Annotated in this window: 14 protein-coding genes; 6 read left to right on the forward strand and 8 right to left on the reverse strand. The window is 42.8% G+C overall.

The window, feature by feature from the left end; all coding sequences use genetic code 11:
• Positions 1-25 precede the first annotated feature (25 nt).
• The 7 genes from ggt to BM095_RS14620 form a co-directional block, all read right to left on the reverse strand.
• Positions 26-1,624, reverse strand: a complete 1,599-nt coding sequence (gene ggt, locus BM095_RS14595; RefSeq protein WP_091663497.1) for a gamma-glutamyltransferase — start codon at positions 1,622-1,624, stop codon at positions 26-28.
• Positions 1,625-1,843: 219 nt separating this feature from the next.
• Positions 1,844-1,987, reverse strand: coding sequence for a hypothetical protein (locus BM095_RS16650; protein WP_177194841.1), 144 nt, complete (start codon positions 1,985-1,987; stop codon positions 1,844-1,846).
• A 320-nt stretch (positions 1,988-2,307) separates the two neighbouring features.
• On the reverse strand, positions 2,308-3,504 hold the full coding sequence (locus BM095_RS14600; RefSeq protein ID WP_091663498.1) for an MFS transporter: 1,197 nt from the start codon (positions 3,502-3,504) through the stop codon (positions 2,308-2,310).
• A gap of 126 nt (positions 3,505-3,630) precedes the next feature.
• Positions 3,631-5,034: a MocR-like pyridoxine biosynthesis transcription factor PdxR gene (gene pdxR / locus BM095_RS14605; protein ID WP_091663501.1), complete on the reverse strand. Its 1,404-nt coding sequence runs from the start codon at positions 5,032-5,034 to the stop codon at positions 3,631-3,633.
• A 170-nt stretch (positions 5,035-5,204) separates the two neighbouring features.
• Complete coding sequence (locus BM095_RS14610) at positions 5,205-6,059, reverse strand: VOC family protein (RefSeq protein ID WP_091663503.1); 855 nt, start codon at positions 6,057-6,059, stop codon at positions 5,205-5,207.
• Between the two features lie 42 nt (positions 6,060-6,101).
• The gene (gene wrbA, locus BM095_RS14615; RefSeq protein WP_091663577.1) at positions 6,102-6,761 is read right to left on the reverse strand and encodes an NAD(P)H:quinone oxidoreductase; all 660 of its coding nucleotides are present in this window, start codon (positions 6,759-6,761) and stop codon (positions 6,102-6,104) included.
• A 36-nt stretch (positions 6,762-6,797) separates the two neighbouring features.
• Entirely contained in the window at positions 6,798-7,193 is a 396-nt protein-coding gene (locus BM095_RS14620; RefSeq protein ID WP_091663506.1) for a DoxX family protein, read from the reverse strand.
• A gap of 184 nt (positions 7,194-7,377) precedes the next feature.
• On the opposite strand from BM095_RS14620, the gene BM095_RS14625 reads away from it, so the two are divergent.
• Positions 7,378-7,707, forward strand: coding sequence for a winged helix-turn-helix transcriptional regulator (locus BM095_RS14625; RefSeq protein ID WP_091663508.1), 330 nt, complete (start codon positions 7,378-7,380; stop codon positions 7,705-7,707).
• A 91-nt stretch (positions 7,708-7,798) separates the two neighbouring features.
• Here the strand turns inward: BM095_RS14625 and BM095_RS14630 are convergent, their stop codons facing one another.
• Positions 7,799-8,536 (reverse strand): NADPH-dependent oxidoreductase, encoded by a 738-nt coding sequence (locus BM095_RS14630; protein ID WP_091663511.1) that lies wholly within the window; start codon positions 8,534-8,536, stop codon positions 7,799-7,801.
• Between the two features lie 505 nt (positions 8,537-9,041).
• On the opposite strand from BM095_RS14630, the gene ahpC reads away from it, so the two are divergent.
• The 5 genes from ahpC (at position 9,042) to BM095_RS14650 (ending at position 13,536) form a co-directional block, all read left to right on the forward strand.
• Positions 9,042-9,605 (forward strand): alkyl hydroperoxide reductase subunit C, encoded by a 564-nt coding sequence (gene ahpC, locus BM095_RS14635; RefSeq protein WP_091663514.1) that lies wholly within the window; start codon positions 9,042-9,044, stop codon positions 9,603-9,605.
• Between the two features lie 15 nt (positions 9,606-9,620).
• Positions 9,621-11,147 carry an alkyl hydroperoxide reductase subunit F gene (gene ahpF, locus BM095_RS14640; RefSeq protein WP_091663516.1) on the forward strand — a complete coding sequence of 509 codons (1,527 nt, stop codon included), beginning with the start codon at positions 9,621-9,623 and terminating at the stop codon, positions 11,145-11,147.
• 163 nt (positions 11,148-11,310) lie between these two features.
• Positions 11,311-11,481, forward strand: coding sequence for a hypothetical protein (locus tag BM095_RS16655; protein ID WP_177194842.1), 171 nt, complete (start codon positions 11,311-11,313; stop codon positions 11,479-11,481).
• Between the two features lie 219 nt (positions 11,482-11,700).
• Positions 11,701-12,054, forward strand: coding sequence for a hypothetical protein (locus BM095_RS14645; RefSeq protein ID WP_091663519.1), 354 nt, complete (start codon positions 11,701-11,703; stop codon positions 12,052-12,054).
• A gap of 150 nt (positions 12,055-12,204) precedes the next feature.
• Positions 12,205-13,536 carry a TolB family protein gene (locus tag BM095_RS14650; RefSeq protein ID WP_143083239.1) on the forward strand — a complete coding sequence of 444 codons (1,332 nt, stop codon included), beginning with the start codon at positions 12,205-12,207 and terminating at the stop codon, positions 13,534-13,536.
• Positions 13,537-13,729: the final 193 nt, after the last annotated feature.

A 13,729-nucleotide genomic window follows, 5' to 3' on the forward strand; every position in this document is an offset into this window, starting at 1 on the left:
CATAGATGACGCTGCAAAAATTCTGTTAATACCCAATCGCGCAGCCGTCTTTTCGTGGGTCAGATCCTCCTTGCAGCATCCCGGTAGAAGGGTTGAGAAGAATGCCTTGGAAGCCGCCGAACACATCGCGATCGACAAAGAGTGTATGGCCTTTGTCAAGCAGTCCCATATAAGCGGCGCTTGAAATCCCGGACTCTACCGCTAATCCACTCTCGAAATGGCGAAACCGAGGAGCTTCTCCGGCTTCTTGGATATTCATGCCATACTCGATATGATTCAAGAGCACTTGGACTTGTCCTTGTGGCTGCATGTCTCCTCCCATGACGCCGTACGACATATACGGTTTGTCATCCTTTAAGACAAGTGCCGGGATGATCGTATGAAGCGTTCGTTTTCCTGGTTCTAATGTATTTAAATGACCTTTTTCAAGTGAAAAGCCTTTGCCCCGATTCTGAAGAAGAACCCCCGTGTCTCCTGCGGCAATACCTGAACCGAATGGCGTGAATAAGCTATTAATGAACGAAATGACATTTCGGTCCTTATCTGCCACGGTAAGGTACACCGTATCGCTGACAAGCTCCAGGCCAGGTCCGACATTCTCCCTTGCCGTCGTCCCGTCGATTTCCTGACTCCGTTCATACGCATACTCTTTGGAGAGAAGCTGTTCGACAGGGGCGGAACTAAAATGCGGATCAGATATAAAGTGATCTTTGTCGGCATAAGCTAGCTTTTTCGCTTCCGTGATTAAGTGAATATAATCAGCCGAGTTATGGTCCATGTTACTAAAATTAAAGTTTTCTAGAATATTAAGCAGTTCTAGCGTCGTGAGTCCTTGCCCGTTCGGAGGAATTTGATACATCTCATACCCTTTATAGGTCGTAGAAATGGGATATACCCATGTGGACGTATGATGAAAAAAGTCTTCTTCCCGCAGAAGACCGCCTTCTTTTTCTACATAAGCCGCAATCTCTTTGGCAATATCCCCTTTATAGAAAGCGTCTCTTCCCCCAGCGGCAATTTTTTGTAAGGTGCGTGCCAGCTTCGGGTTTTTAAATATTTCTCCTTCTCTCGGAGCTTTTCCTTCTATTAAATAGGTGTCCCTTGCTTCTTTTGTTTCTTGAAGCAAAGATGTTCCCCGGTTCCATTGGGAAGCAATAATTTCAGAGACGGGAAAGCCACGTTCCGCATAGTCAATTGCGGGCTGCAGCACTTCTTCGAAACTCATCGTGCCATGCTTTTCTAACACTTCCGCCCAACCGTCCACTGCTCCTGGCGTTGTAAGCGATAAGATTCCGGTTTCCGGCACATGAGAATAGCCGCGGGAAACATATTCTTCCCGCGTAGCTTTCCGTGGTGAACGGCCGCTTCCATTTAAAGCTTCCACTTTTTTATTTTTTTGGTTATAAATAAGAGCAAACATGTCGCCACCTATCCCTGTTTGCATTGGTTCTACGACTGCCAAGACAGCCGCGGTGGCAACAGCGGCATCAAATGCATTGCCTCCTTGTCGTAACATCTGAAGTCCTGCGGCAGAAGCAAGCGGCTGACTGCTTGCCACCATGCCATTCGGCGCATGAACAACAGAACGTGTAGATGATGGATTTCCTGCTGGACGATCTGCCATAACGTTTACCTGCCTTTCTCTTTTTGCAAAAAATAGGAATATTATTATGTATTTATTACTTCTACTCTATCGTGTTCGGCCATTCACCGCACCTGACGTATGAAAGAGAAATCATAGAAAGGAATGCGTCTTCTTTATCATTTTTCAGTAGCCTCCGAGTCTTTGACATAAAAAGCCTCATTCTCCTTATCCTTGATGAGAAATGAGGCGGTTGTTCGTTTAGGTGTGTTCAACTGATTCTGATTCTATCTCCAACGCGGGATTATCTTCTGGATACGTTTCCTTCTCCCCTTCACTGCAGGCAGCTAAAAGAATAATAGAAAAAAGGAGAAGAATCCCGGTGCGATTATATGTAGTTATCATGTTCCCCTCCTATTCATTTCATTATAATCAATGAAATACAGACAGAGGTATTATACACATGTTTCTTTTTAGTTTTATAGAGCCTGCTGTAATGGGAGGGAAGTACGCGTGACAAAAAAACTCCTACTTTTTTCCGATGAGAAAAGCGCAAGGCGCTTGCTTATCGGCGACTAGCGCTGGAAACACGTCCGAGGCGGTCTTTCCGCCGAAGGGCGGGTTGAAGCGATCTCGAGCCGATAGCGCCTGAAGCTAGACAATAGAAAAGCGCTAGGCTCCCGTCTTACCTAAATTACTTTTATATGGAGGCGGCGAACCCTTGCTTATTCATTCACAATAGCTTTGTTTTCCACCTTTTTCTCGGACGACAGAGTAAAGGCTAAATAAAAACCAAGCGCCATACTTATAGTTAAGGAAAGGAATGCGCTTTTAAATCCGCTAAAGTCTATCATGAAGCCTGACAGCATCGGTCCTATCAACTGGCCAGTCGCATAATAGAACGTAACGTAACTAAATGCGATGGGTGTATCTTGAGAGGGGACTTGTTCCGTACTTAACGCTTGGATGAGCGTCAATATTCCTACTGCCACTGCTCCTTGAATGACCAAACTGATGGCAAATCCAAGTGTATTGGAAAACATCACGGGAATAACGAGAGAAACGGCATTGAGTCCCATCGAGTAAATTAACGCGTTTTTTCTCCCTACCCGATCAGAAATCGCACCCCAGATAGGGGAGCTAAAAATATATAAAATCCCGCTTATCGAAATCAACTGACCTGCAAGCTGTTCATTCAGCCCCGAATCCAACATAAAACTATTGATAAACGTAGAATGTACGATCATTGTCAATCCACTAATTCCATAGATAATCCCTACGATGATCACGTTTCGATTTTTATATATGGTCATCGGAGGCGAAGAAGGTGGTTGCATTTCCTTCTTTTTTGCAGGGGGATTTTTTATGTAGAACACAGTTAACACCGTAACAAGGGCACTCATGAGACAAAAGATAAGCCAAGTCAACCGCCATGCGGTTTCTGGGTACATCTCTGCAAGAAAGGGTACGAGCATACCGACAAATAGCAGTCCAATTCCACCGCTGCTATTAACACACCCAATAACAAACCCCCTCTTATCGGGAAACCATTCAATCATGAGGGAAATCAATGGAGTGAATACAAACGCCGTCCCCACTCCTAACAAGAACATGAAAACAGCACTGTACCAAAACGTTCCTGCGAAAGACAAGTTTAAGAATCCGATACTTATGAGCAACATGCCGAAGAGGATTGTTTTTTTGAAGCCCCATTTTGTGGACAAATATCCTGCCATCATAATTGTAACTAAATAGCCGAGAGAAGTGATCGTACCAAGAGCTCCTGCTGATTGGTAAGAAATAGACAATCCTTCTTTCATAAACGGAAGAATCATCCCATACGACAGTCTTGCAAATGCAATTGCTATGAGGACGATGAGGATACCCATGATGATATAGATGTTTTTTCCTTTTTCTTGCACGTCTTCACTCTCCTCTAGATCACCGAAAAATGACAAATGTATGAAAGCTTCTATTATTATTAAATCATATACTGGTATAAACGAAAGACTCAGTTTTTTATATGTAATGGGGACCAGAAGAAAGAGTTATCGTAGCCATGCTTTCTTTAAGGTCAAAATGCCTTTCTCTATCTCTTCTTCGGATAAGCTTCCGAAACCTAACAGCACTTTTGATTCGTGCTGGCCGATATCATCATCATAATGAACGGACAGCGGATAGACTTTGATGCCCTGCTCTCTTGCTCTGTCCACTAATTCTTTTTCACTCCACGTAAGATGGACGTCTAAAACGATATGAAGCCCTGCTTTTTCACCGACCACGGTGACATGATCTCCTAAATATTGTTTTATCGCTTGAATCAGTGTACGGTGCTTTTTACGGTAGAGCGTTCTCATTTTGTTCACATGTCGCTGCCAGTGCCCCTCCCGCATGAACTGAAAAAGGGTATCCTGATGCAGGCGAGATACTGTTTGTTGATAGATGGTGAAATGGTCTACATATTTTTGTAATAACTGTGGGGGCAACACCATATAACTGATTCGGATCGAAGGAATTAATGCTTTCGAAAAGGTACCCAAATAAATAACTCTTCCGTGATCATCTAATCCTTGTAAAGACGGAATGGGTTTCCCTTGGTATCGATATTCACTATCGTAGTCATCTTCAATAATATATCCTTCTTCTTCTTGCGCCCACTTTAATAGTTCCATTCTGCGATTGATAGGCATGACCATACCTAATGGGAATTGGTGCGAAGGAGTGACATACACAACACTCGCCTGACTAGCTTGTAATTGCATGACATCGATTCCCTCTTTATCTAAACGGATGGGCCTCGTTTTAACACCTTGGTCTCGAAACACGGCTTTTGTCCGTAAGAAACCGGGATTCTCGAAAGCATATGTTTTGTCTTTTCCGATAAGCATGCACAGTAGCGAGATGATATATTGTGTTCCAGCTCCAATGATGACTTGGTCCGCTTTGCATTTCACACCTCTTGATTCAAAAAGATAATGAACGATAGCTTCTCGTAATGAACGTTCTCCTTGAGGATCCCCGTAATAAAACAATGCTGCTTCGCTCTCCTGGAGCGATTGAACCGATAACTTTTTCCATGTGGAATAAGGGAAATGGGCAAGATCCACATGCCCGGAATAAAAATCGATCTCAGCCTCTGTTTCTTTTTCCTTCACAGGCACTGTGATTGGCAGGTCACGTATGGGATGGGACAACAGTTCATCTTTAAAAGAAGTAACGAACAGACCGCTGCGTGGCTTACTTTCAACATAGCCTTCTGCTTTTAACTGATCATAAGCCGCTTGAACGGTATTGATACTTAATGAAAGATGCGACGACAGCTTTCGTTTTGATGGTAATTTCTCATATGGCTTAATGTTTCCAGATAAAATCTCTTGTTTCATATAGTTTGTTAATTGCATATATAACGGTTCGTGGCTGTCGTTGTCTAAAATGGGTGTGATTTCAATCAATACTAAAATTCCTCCCTTACAAACTGGTTCTTTGAAATTAAGTAAATCTGACTCTTTTAATTATACCAGTTTTGATGAAATGATGGATAAAGGAAGAGACGTTGACATGTCTAAGGACATACAAAAGAGCGTCTTATTAGATAAGTACGCCCTTTTGTGTAGGTATATATTTATTTATATTCTAGCTGGATACGGTTTCCTGATGGATCCGTTGTAACTACTTTTTCGTTTTCTTCTGTGACCCTTGCCCCGATCTTTTCTAAACGGGAAACAACTTGGTCTTTCACGGTTTCGTCCGGTAAATCGATCGTAAATGAATCCAACCCTGCGCTATTCTTTGGCGGAGAAGGAACCCCGACACCCGCCCATGTATTTAAAGCGATATGGTGATGGTATTTACCAGAAGAAATAAACAGAGCCTGATCACCAAACCGGTTAACGATGTCATAGCCTAGTCCTTTAACATAAAATTCCTCTGCTTCGTCTAAACGAGAAACATGTAAATGAATATGTCCCATCAAAGTCCCGTCAGGCAAGCCATTCCACGTTTCTTCTGGATTCCCGGCTTGAAGCAAGTCCTTAAAATCTAGCGGATCCACAGTCATCATCACTTCTTCGTTTTTCCAACTCCATGTCTTCGGATCCCGATCCACATAAATTTCAATTCCATTTCCGTCCGGATCATTTAAATATAGCGCTTCGCTAACTAAATGATCGGATGATCCTATGCGAATCCCTTTGTCAATAAGGTGAAAGACGATATTTGCTAAGTCAGAACGCCGCGGAACAAGAATGGCAAAGTGATATAATCCAGTTGCCCGTCTTTCTTTTGGTAATGGGTTTTCCGGCTGTACAAGCGTTAAAATGTTGTTCTCTCCGTCTGTCGTTAATTTCGCTGTGGTTGTCGTTTCTTCTAACACTTGAAAGCCAATGACTTCCCGGTAATAACGAAGCGAGCGTTCTAAATGTTGAACTTTAATCGTTACGTTCTTCACGTACTTATTCGGTTTATGATGAAAGGACATTACACACTCCTCCTGTGCTGCCGGTCTTCTCTTAACAATGTATTATTCTTGCCCTTTCTTTACCATAGAAGCAATATCGACCGTACGTTTTGCTTGGTGTTTCACTGCGTCTTGTACATCTTCTTGCATGTTGCCTTCTTGGTCTACTGTTACACTGACACCGTATGGGTTCCCACCAGAGGTAAATTGAACAGCATCCGTATAACCTGGAGGGACAATGATTGCACCCCAGTGCATCATGCTTGTATACAAGACTTGGACCGTTGCTTCGTGCCCGCCATGTGGATTACTTGCCGAAGACATGCCACTCACAACTTTGTTAATGAGTTTTCCTCCCGCCCAGAGGCCGCCGGTTGTATCAAGAAATTGCTTCATTTGAGCGGGCAAGTTACCAAAACGTGTTGGTGCACTAAAGATAATAGCATCCGCCCATTCCAGATCATCATTCGTTGCAACCGGGACATCTTTTGTCGCTTTGATATGCTCTTTCCACGCTGGGTTAGATGCAATCGCTGCTTCTGGTGCGAGTTCTTCTACTCGCAGCACTTTCACATCCGCACCAGCGGCCTCTGCTCCTTCTTTTGCCCATTGCGCCATTTTGTAATTGGTTCCTGTAGAACTGTAGTAAATAACCGCTAATTTTACATTTTCCATATTATTCGACTCCTTTTTTTGACCAAATAATTTATCAAAAATACCCACTGTCATCCTCACCTTCTAACATGTTGTCTGATGTCTTTATGCTGCCCTGTTCATTGAATCGCTATTTGTCTTTCCGAGCGAGAGTGCTGTGTTATTCGAAAGCACTACATAAAGTGACATCGCAAGTAACGCAAGATCTAATTCATAACCACCTAAGAACCCGGCTGATAATTTCGCTGTAAATATAGCTCCAACCATGATGATGGCGAATAGCGAACCAACAATCTTCGTACCAATCCCCAAAATCATGGCGAGTCCTCCTACTAATTCAATAACAGCTACGATATAAGCTAAAAATCCAGGAATCCCAATACTGTCGAAAAAGCCGACAGTATTTCCAATCCCTGCCTGGAATTTATCCAAGCCATGAATAAAGAAAATAATTCCTAATACGACTCGCAGGATGAAAGTGCCTGTGTCTTGTTTACTCACCCTGTATCACTCCTTTTCCTATTTTTTGTAAATCAAAGCATGTATATGAACTTCGCTTTAATTACTTTTCGTAAGTAAGTATAATTAAATAATTAAATGATGTCAATGAATAAAGTTACAAAAAGTAAGTTTGTTATTATTTATATCTATTTGTGGTAAAATAATGGCAGAGGAGTGATAAAGTATGAATACATCTCAACTTTGTCCTAAGTTTGAAAAAGCGATGAGTTTGTTAAGTAAACGCTGGACCGGTTTGGTCATATATCAGCTGCTTTCCGGTCCTCAGCGCTTTTGCACCATTGAATCATCGATTGGTATTAGTGGAAGACTCTTATCGGATAGACTCAAGCATTTAGAGAGTGAAGGGATTGTCAAACGAGAGGTGTTCCCAGAAACGCCGATTCGGATTGAATATTCATTGACTGAAAAGGGACAGGAATTACAACCTTTTATGAAAGAATTAGAGAAATGGTCGCAAAAGTGGATAGATACCGAGGAAACCGTGTCAAAATGAAGATGTCGTGATTGCATGCGAAAAGGGCGGCTTACAAGCAGCACGCCCTTTCCTTTTTAAATCACTTTTGTATTAATTTCATCGCTTTTAGTTAATTCCCAGGAAATTTCTGTTTCCTCAACACTTCTTCAATCCCCTGATAGTAACGTCTGCTGAAAAAGGCAGCTACAAATTGGGTCCACGTTCCGAACCGGTTATTTTTCGTTCGTCCTTCCAAGTAACGTGAATAGATATCATTATAATCTTCCAACAGTGGTTGAAGCTCACGGTTGTAACGTTCTTCGTGATACACCGCTTCTTTCGGAAGGCGTGGTTTTTGGCCGTCATCTTCCCCGGGATGACCAATACAAAGGCCGGATATAGGAATTACGTATTCGGGAAGATTCAGCATGTCGATCACTTCTAATGCTTTTCTGCGAATGCCCCCAATCGCAACTGTACCGAGTCCAAGTGATTCAGCTGCCGCCACTGCTGTCCCAAGGGAAATGCCGACATCCGTCGTTCCTACGATGAGTGAATCGATATCATTCGTTACGTTTAAAGAGGTTCCTTCCATTTCACTCGCAAGATATGTACGATAAAAGTCTGCGCAAAAAATCAAAAATACAGGGGCTTCTTCTATGTGCTTCTGATTTCCGCACAGTTCAGCAAGCTTCTTTTTACGTTCTTCATTCTTTACCGCAATAATGGAATACTGTTGTCCATTAATCCAGTTCGGTGCAGCCTGAACGGATTGGATAATTTGATGAAGCTGTTCCTCTTCTACCGGTTTGTCTTGATAAGAACGAAACGAACGATGGGCTTGCAATGATGCAATTACTTCATTCATGGATGACTACCTCCAGTGTAGTAATACAAGATCTCCATTAAATTGTACCAAGAGCCCGGATGAAAAGGAAAAAGTTTGCCCAGCATAGGCTGTGTACAGAATTTATTTCTTGTAAACTCCCTGCGTGTGGCCATCAAGGGAACGAAGCATAATGTGACGATGATATATTTGAAGCTGGTTATTTATTACCAGCTTTTTTTCATTGACAACTGCTTTTACCTCTCAAACTACTACCTCTTTATCTCACTGTCCTTACATTAAGGCGTTATGTTGGTTGTCCCACTTTGTCATCATTATCAATTATTATCTTAAATTCTCAATTTTCACTTCAAATCAAAACATTATGAACTATAGAACTTCGGTTTTTAGCTCATAAACAGAAGTTTCTTTCTTGACAATAGAATACTTACTGTATGATAATGATTATGTAATTAGAATAATTATTGTTTGTGAATCGTTTTCACTTACAATAATAAACAACATATCTTTTAGGAGGAATCGAATCATGTCAGTTATCGGAACAACAGTAAAACCTTTTACAGCACAAGCATATAAAAATGGAGAATTTGTAGAAGTTACAGAAGAAAACTTTAAAGGTCAATGGACAATCCTTTGCTTCTACCCAGCTGACTTCACTTTCGTTTGCCCAACAGAACTTGAAGATCTACAAGAGGAATATGACACATTGAAAGAAATGGGTGCTGAAGTATACTCTGCTTCCACAGACACTCACTTTACACATAAAGCATGGCATGAAACTTCAGATGCTATCGGAAAAGTAACGTATACAATGATTGGTGATCCATCCCTTACACTCCCTGCTAACTTTGAAGTTCTTCGTGAAGGTCAAGGACTTGCAGACCGTGGAACATTCATCATCGACCCAGATGGTGTCATCCAAGTAGCAGATATCCATGCAGAAGGTATCGGCCGTGACGCAAGTGTGATCGTTGAAAAGCTTAAAGCTGCTCAATATGTACACAACAATCCTGGCGAAGTATGCCCGGCAAAATGGAAAGAAGGAAGCGAAACCCTTAAGCCTAGCATCGACCTTGTAGGTAAAATCTAAGGAGTGGAACCAAGAATGCTTGATAAAGATATAAAAGCACAATTAAGTCAATATCTTGAGCTTCTCGAAAACGATATTGTTCTTAAAGTGAGTGCGGGGTCGGACGAGGTATCAAAAGATATCTCCGACCTCGTTCATGAAATTGCTTCCATGTCGGAAAAGATTTCAGTAGAGGAAACGGAGCTAGAACGTACTCCTAGTTTCAGTGTGAACCGCGTGGGAGAAGATACAGGGGTCGTTTTTGCGGGTATTCCGTTAGGCCATGAATTTACGTCCCTTGTATTAGCTCTCTTACAAGTGAGCGGCAGACCTCCAAAAGTAGATCAAAGTATTATTGATCAAATCAAGAACATTAGCGGGGAATATCATTTTGAAACGTTTGTCAGCTTAAGCTGTCATAACTGTCCGGATGTCGTACAAGCGCTAAACATCATGAGTGTGTTGAACCCGAATATTACTCATACGATGATTGACGGAGCCTCCAACAAGGAAGAAGCAGAACGCAGAAACGTACGAGCGGTACCTGCTGTTTTCTTAGATGGGGAGTTCTGGAATGGTGGACGTATCACGATTCAGGAAATTCTCGCGAAATTGGGTGAAGGTCCAAGCGCAGAAGATTTTGCCGACAAAGACCCGTATGACGTTCTTGTCGTCGGTGGCGGACCTGCAGGTGCAAGTGCCGCGATTTATGCAGCACGAAAAGGTATCCGTACAGGCATTGTAGCCGAGCGCTTTGGCGGTCAAGTTCTCGACACTCTAAGCATCGAAAACTTCATCAGTGTTAAAGCGACAGAAGGACCGAAGCTCGCCCAGGCTCTTGAAGAACACGTCAAAGATTATGATATCGACATCATGGATCTACAGCGTGCCAAGCGTTTAGAAAAGAAAGACCTATTTGAGATTGAACTGGAGAACGGCGCGGTCCTCCAGAGTAAATCTGTCATCATTTCGACAGGTGCTCGCTGGCGGAATATTAACGTCCCTGGAGAACAAGAATTGAAAAACAAAGGGGTCGCTTATTGTCCTCACTGTGACGGGCCTCTTTATGAAGGAAAAGACGTTTCCGTGATTGGTGGCGGAAACTCTGGTGTCGAAGCTGCGATTGACTTAGCGGGTATCGCAAAACACGTCACCCTTCTCGAGTTTTCAGCTGAGCTAAAAGCGGACCAAGTCCTTCAAGACCGTCTTCACAGCTTACCCAACGTTACGGTCCTTACCAATGCTGCAACGAAAGAAATCACAGGTACGGATAACGTGAACGGTCTGACGTATACAGACCGGGAGTCCGGCGAAGAACATCATGTGGAATTAGATGGCGTCTTCGTTCAAATCGGCCTCGTTCCAAATACGGAGTGGCTCGAAGGAACGCTTGAACGTGATCAAGTCGGTAACATTGTGGTAGATAAGCGTGGAACGACTTCTATTCCAGGTGTCTTTGCTGCTGGGGACTGTACCGATAGTGCGTATAACCAAATCATTATTTCGATGGGATCTGGCGCTACTGCTGGTCTCGGTGCGTTTGATCACCTCATCCGCAACTAACATGATATCTGCAAAAAAATCGCTGCCTTAGTGTGGCGATTTTTTGTTTTGTAACTTGCCTCCCTTTCCGGAGGATGTCGCCATCCGTACCGCGAGCCGGAATACCTGATATTTTAACCGAAACTTGTTAGAATAGAGGTAACAAGGAGAGGAGGAGTTTGAGATGGCTAAACCTCGAAGAGCAATTGTCAAAAAGAAAGAAATGCGGACAAAAGAAATTTCAACAATGATTGCCGAAGGCGGGTTAGGTGCAGAAAGGTATTATGATATAAAAAAGAGAACTTCTTCTTCAAAGAATAGGAAATTATCCAAAAATAACAAAAAGAATGGATAACTCATCGGCAGCAAAGAAAAATACTCGCTTGGACGAACGCCCGAGCCTCCTCACGACCGTGGTGAGGTCTCGGTCGCCCATTTTACCGCTTACCTCGAATTTTTCCCTCCCTCCAACATTTTCTCCCTCTTCTCCCGTACTGGCCCTGCTCACAACCTTCCCCCATCATGTTTCATTTAAATATGAACGGGCTACATGAAAAGAAAAGGAGGTTTTCACATGGGAACAGTAACGGCAACCGGTGCCATATTATTTTTAACTGGTTGGTTTGCCCTCGTTGAATTCGATAGTTTTCCTGAGTCGGAACGCAAACAAATATTACAAAAAATAAAAAGCAGTCCTGCCTACATTCTTCTCATTGCTTTCATGCCCATTGGTGTTTTGCTGAATGTGTTAGGAGCCATGGTGGGATCTGTCTCGATGATCATGATTGGAGCATTTCTTATAATTCTCCAAGGCATCATGGTGTCCCTCTTGTTTTGGAGAAGAAAGCGCTGGAAAAGCATCTTGCTGCTGACAGCAATTGTTTTACTGGGAATATTCGTGTTTATTCCTTACTTCCTTCCATCTTAAGGTACCATCACCCTATGGCAGCTTTCTACGTCACAGACTGTACAAGTACTGCGTTTCCTAATATGAATGAAACTTGAATATGTAAAAAAGAGGAAATCAAACTGAGCCCTTCTCCTCCTCCTGTCTATCTTGTACAATATTACCCAGAAAATGACAGGAGGAGATTCTATTTCAAACAATCGTATACTCTGCAGTCTTATCGGGCTCGTCGGATTCCTCTTCATAGCATCACTCGCCTACAGCGTTTTGAAAGACAATGACCCCTATAAGCATTTCACTGGGCTAGGCGACACTATTTCTATTTCAACGGATGATACGACCATCGCTTTTTCCTACTACAAGGATGGGAAGGAAGCCATTTACACTGGAAACGTGGATGGAAAGAATGTAGAAAAAATTACGGAGCCCGAAGAAAAAACAGATCATCGGCAGCCGCAGTTCTCCCCAGATGGAAAAGGTTTAATATATGTAGCTGCCAACCCGGATGGGGTTCAGACGATACATTACCAATCTGACCTTACCAGCGATGAAACGAGACCGCTTACGGGAACAGATCATCATGTGTTCAGCACTGCCTTTTCTCCAGATGGCAGTACCGTCTATTATATTGCCATGCCAGCGGAAGATTTTCAGAAACCGGAAGGGGAAAAGGAGAATGGAGCAGAATTATATTCCGTAGATGTAAAGGGCAATCCGCCTCAGAAACTAACAGATAAAGATTCATATGCGATGAACGAGCTTTCCGTTTCTGCTGATGGGGAGAACCTATATTATACCGCTTTTCGTGACAAAAAGGAGCAGCTCTTCTCTTACAATCTCGAAACAGGAACAGAACAACCATTTTTAGAAGAACATACATCAGATGGCGTCTATCACCCTGCTTTCTCCCCCAACGAGGACTTTTTGGCCTATACAGCTGTGGCGGACACATCGGAGAATGGTACCTTTCAGTATGGGCTCTATTTAATGGACCTTTCCAGCGGAGAATCAACAAGGCTTACAGATTACAACGCTTCTGTAACTTCTCCCGTCTTTTTTCATCAGGAGGATCGTATCGCATTACTCGTAGAAAGCAATTGGCCCAGTGAGCCGTCTTCCTATGAAGTGATGACTGTTTCTTATGACGGCAAAGAGGCAGCTCCCATAGAGCTGGATCTTCCTGAATCCGAAAACGACATCCAGCTCAAAGCGATTGCCGACAACGTAGTGAACCCGTTGACGATGACAGTTCTGTATCTCTTGCTGTTTGGCTTATTAACTGTTTATTTTCACAAAGCTTCACAAAAAACATATTTTCCTGCAAAATTAAGTGCCATCTTAAGCGGCATTGTGTTTGCAAGCTCCTTTGCAGGGGCTGCTTATAATGGATGGGCTGGTATCGGTCTATTTATGATAGCCGTATGGTTATTTGTCTGCACAGCTGTCCTCTTTCTGTTTGCGTTTGTTTACCGGTGGTTTGTGAGACGTTCCACTTTACCGTAACCTTTAGCGCGGAAAGAATCCCCATCCTTCCATTTTATCTTAGCCGTTAGGTTTATCACCTGGCGGCTTCCCCATGCAGTTTCAAGATCTTTCTGACGCTATGAAAAACAATATGGAAACTCTAATGATCCTTTGTTTCGTCCTTTTTCTTTTTAGAGCGCCCGCCAATAACCGCTATAAAGATTACAAGTAA

Source organism: Alteribacillus iranensis (assembly GCF_900113025.1).
Lineage (GTDB): Bacteria > Bacillota > Bacilli > Bacillales > Marinococcaceae > Alteribacillus_A > Alteribacillus_A iranensis.

What these genes read in the sequence shown, in the direction of transcription:
- ggt (WP_091663497.1), bottom strand. Translation starts at nt 1,624, where the DNA reads ATGGCAGATCGTCCAGCAGGAAATCCATCATCTACACGTTCTGTTGTT.
- BM095_RS16650 (WP_177194841.1), bottom strand. Translation starts at nt 1,987, where the DNA reads ATGATAACTACATATAATCGCACCGGGATTCTTCTCCTTTTTTCTATT.
- BM095_RS14610 (WP_091663503.1), bottom strand. Translation starts at nt 6,059, where the DNA reads ATGTCCTTTCATCATAAACCGAATAAGTACGTGAAGAACGTAACGATT.
- BM095_RS14625 (WP_091663508.1), top strand. Translation starts at nt 7,378, where the DNA reads ATGAATACATCTCAACTTTGTCCTAAGTTTGAAAAAGCGATGAGTTTG.
- BM095_RS14630 (WP_091663511.1), bottom strand. Translation starts at nt 8,536, where the DNA reads ATGAATGAAGTAATTGCATCATTGCAAGCCCATCGTTCGTTTCGTTCT.
- ahpC (WP_091663514.1), top strand. Translation starts at nt 9,042, where the DNA reads ATGTCAGTTATCGGAACAACAGTAAAACCTTTTACAGCACAAGCATAT.
- ahpF (WP_091663516.1), top strand. Translation starts at nt 9,621, where the DNA reads ATGCTTGATAAAGATATAAAAGCACAATTAAGTCAATATCTTGAGCTT.
- BM095_RS16655 (WP_177194842.1), top strand. Translation starts at nt 11,311, where the DNA reads ATGGCTAAACCTCGAAGAGCAATTGTCAAAAAGAAAGAAATGCGGACA.
- BM095_RS14645 (WP_091663519.1), top strand. Translation starts at nt 11,701, where the DNA reads ATGGGAACAGTAACGGCAACCGGTGCCATATTATTTTTAACTGGTTGG.
- BM095_RS14650 (WP_143083239.1), top strand. Translation starts at nt 12,205, where the DNA reads ATGACAGGAGGAGATTCTATTTCAAACAATCGTATACTCTGCAGTCTT.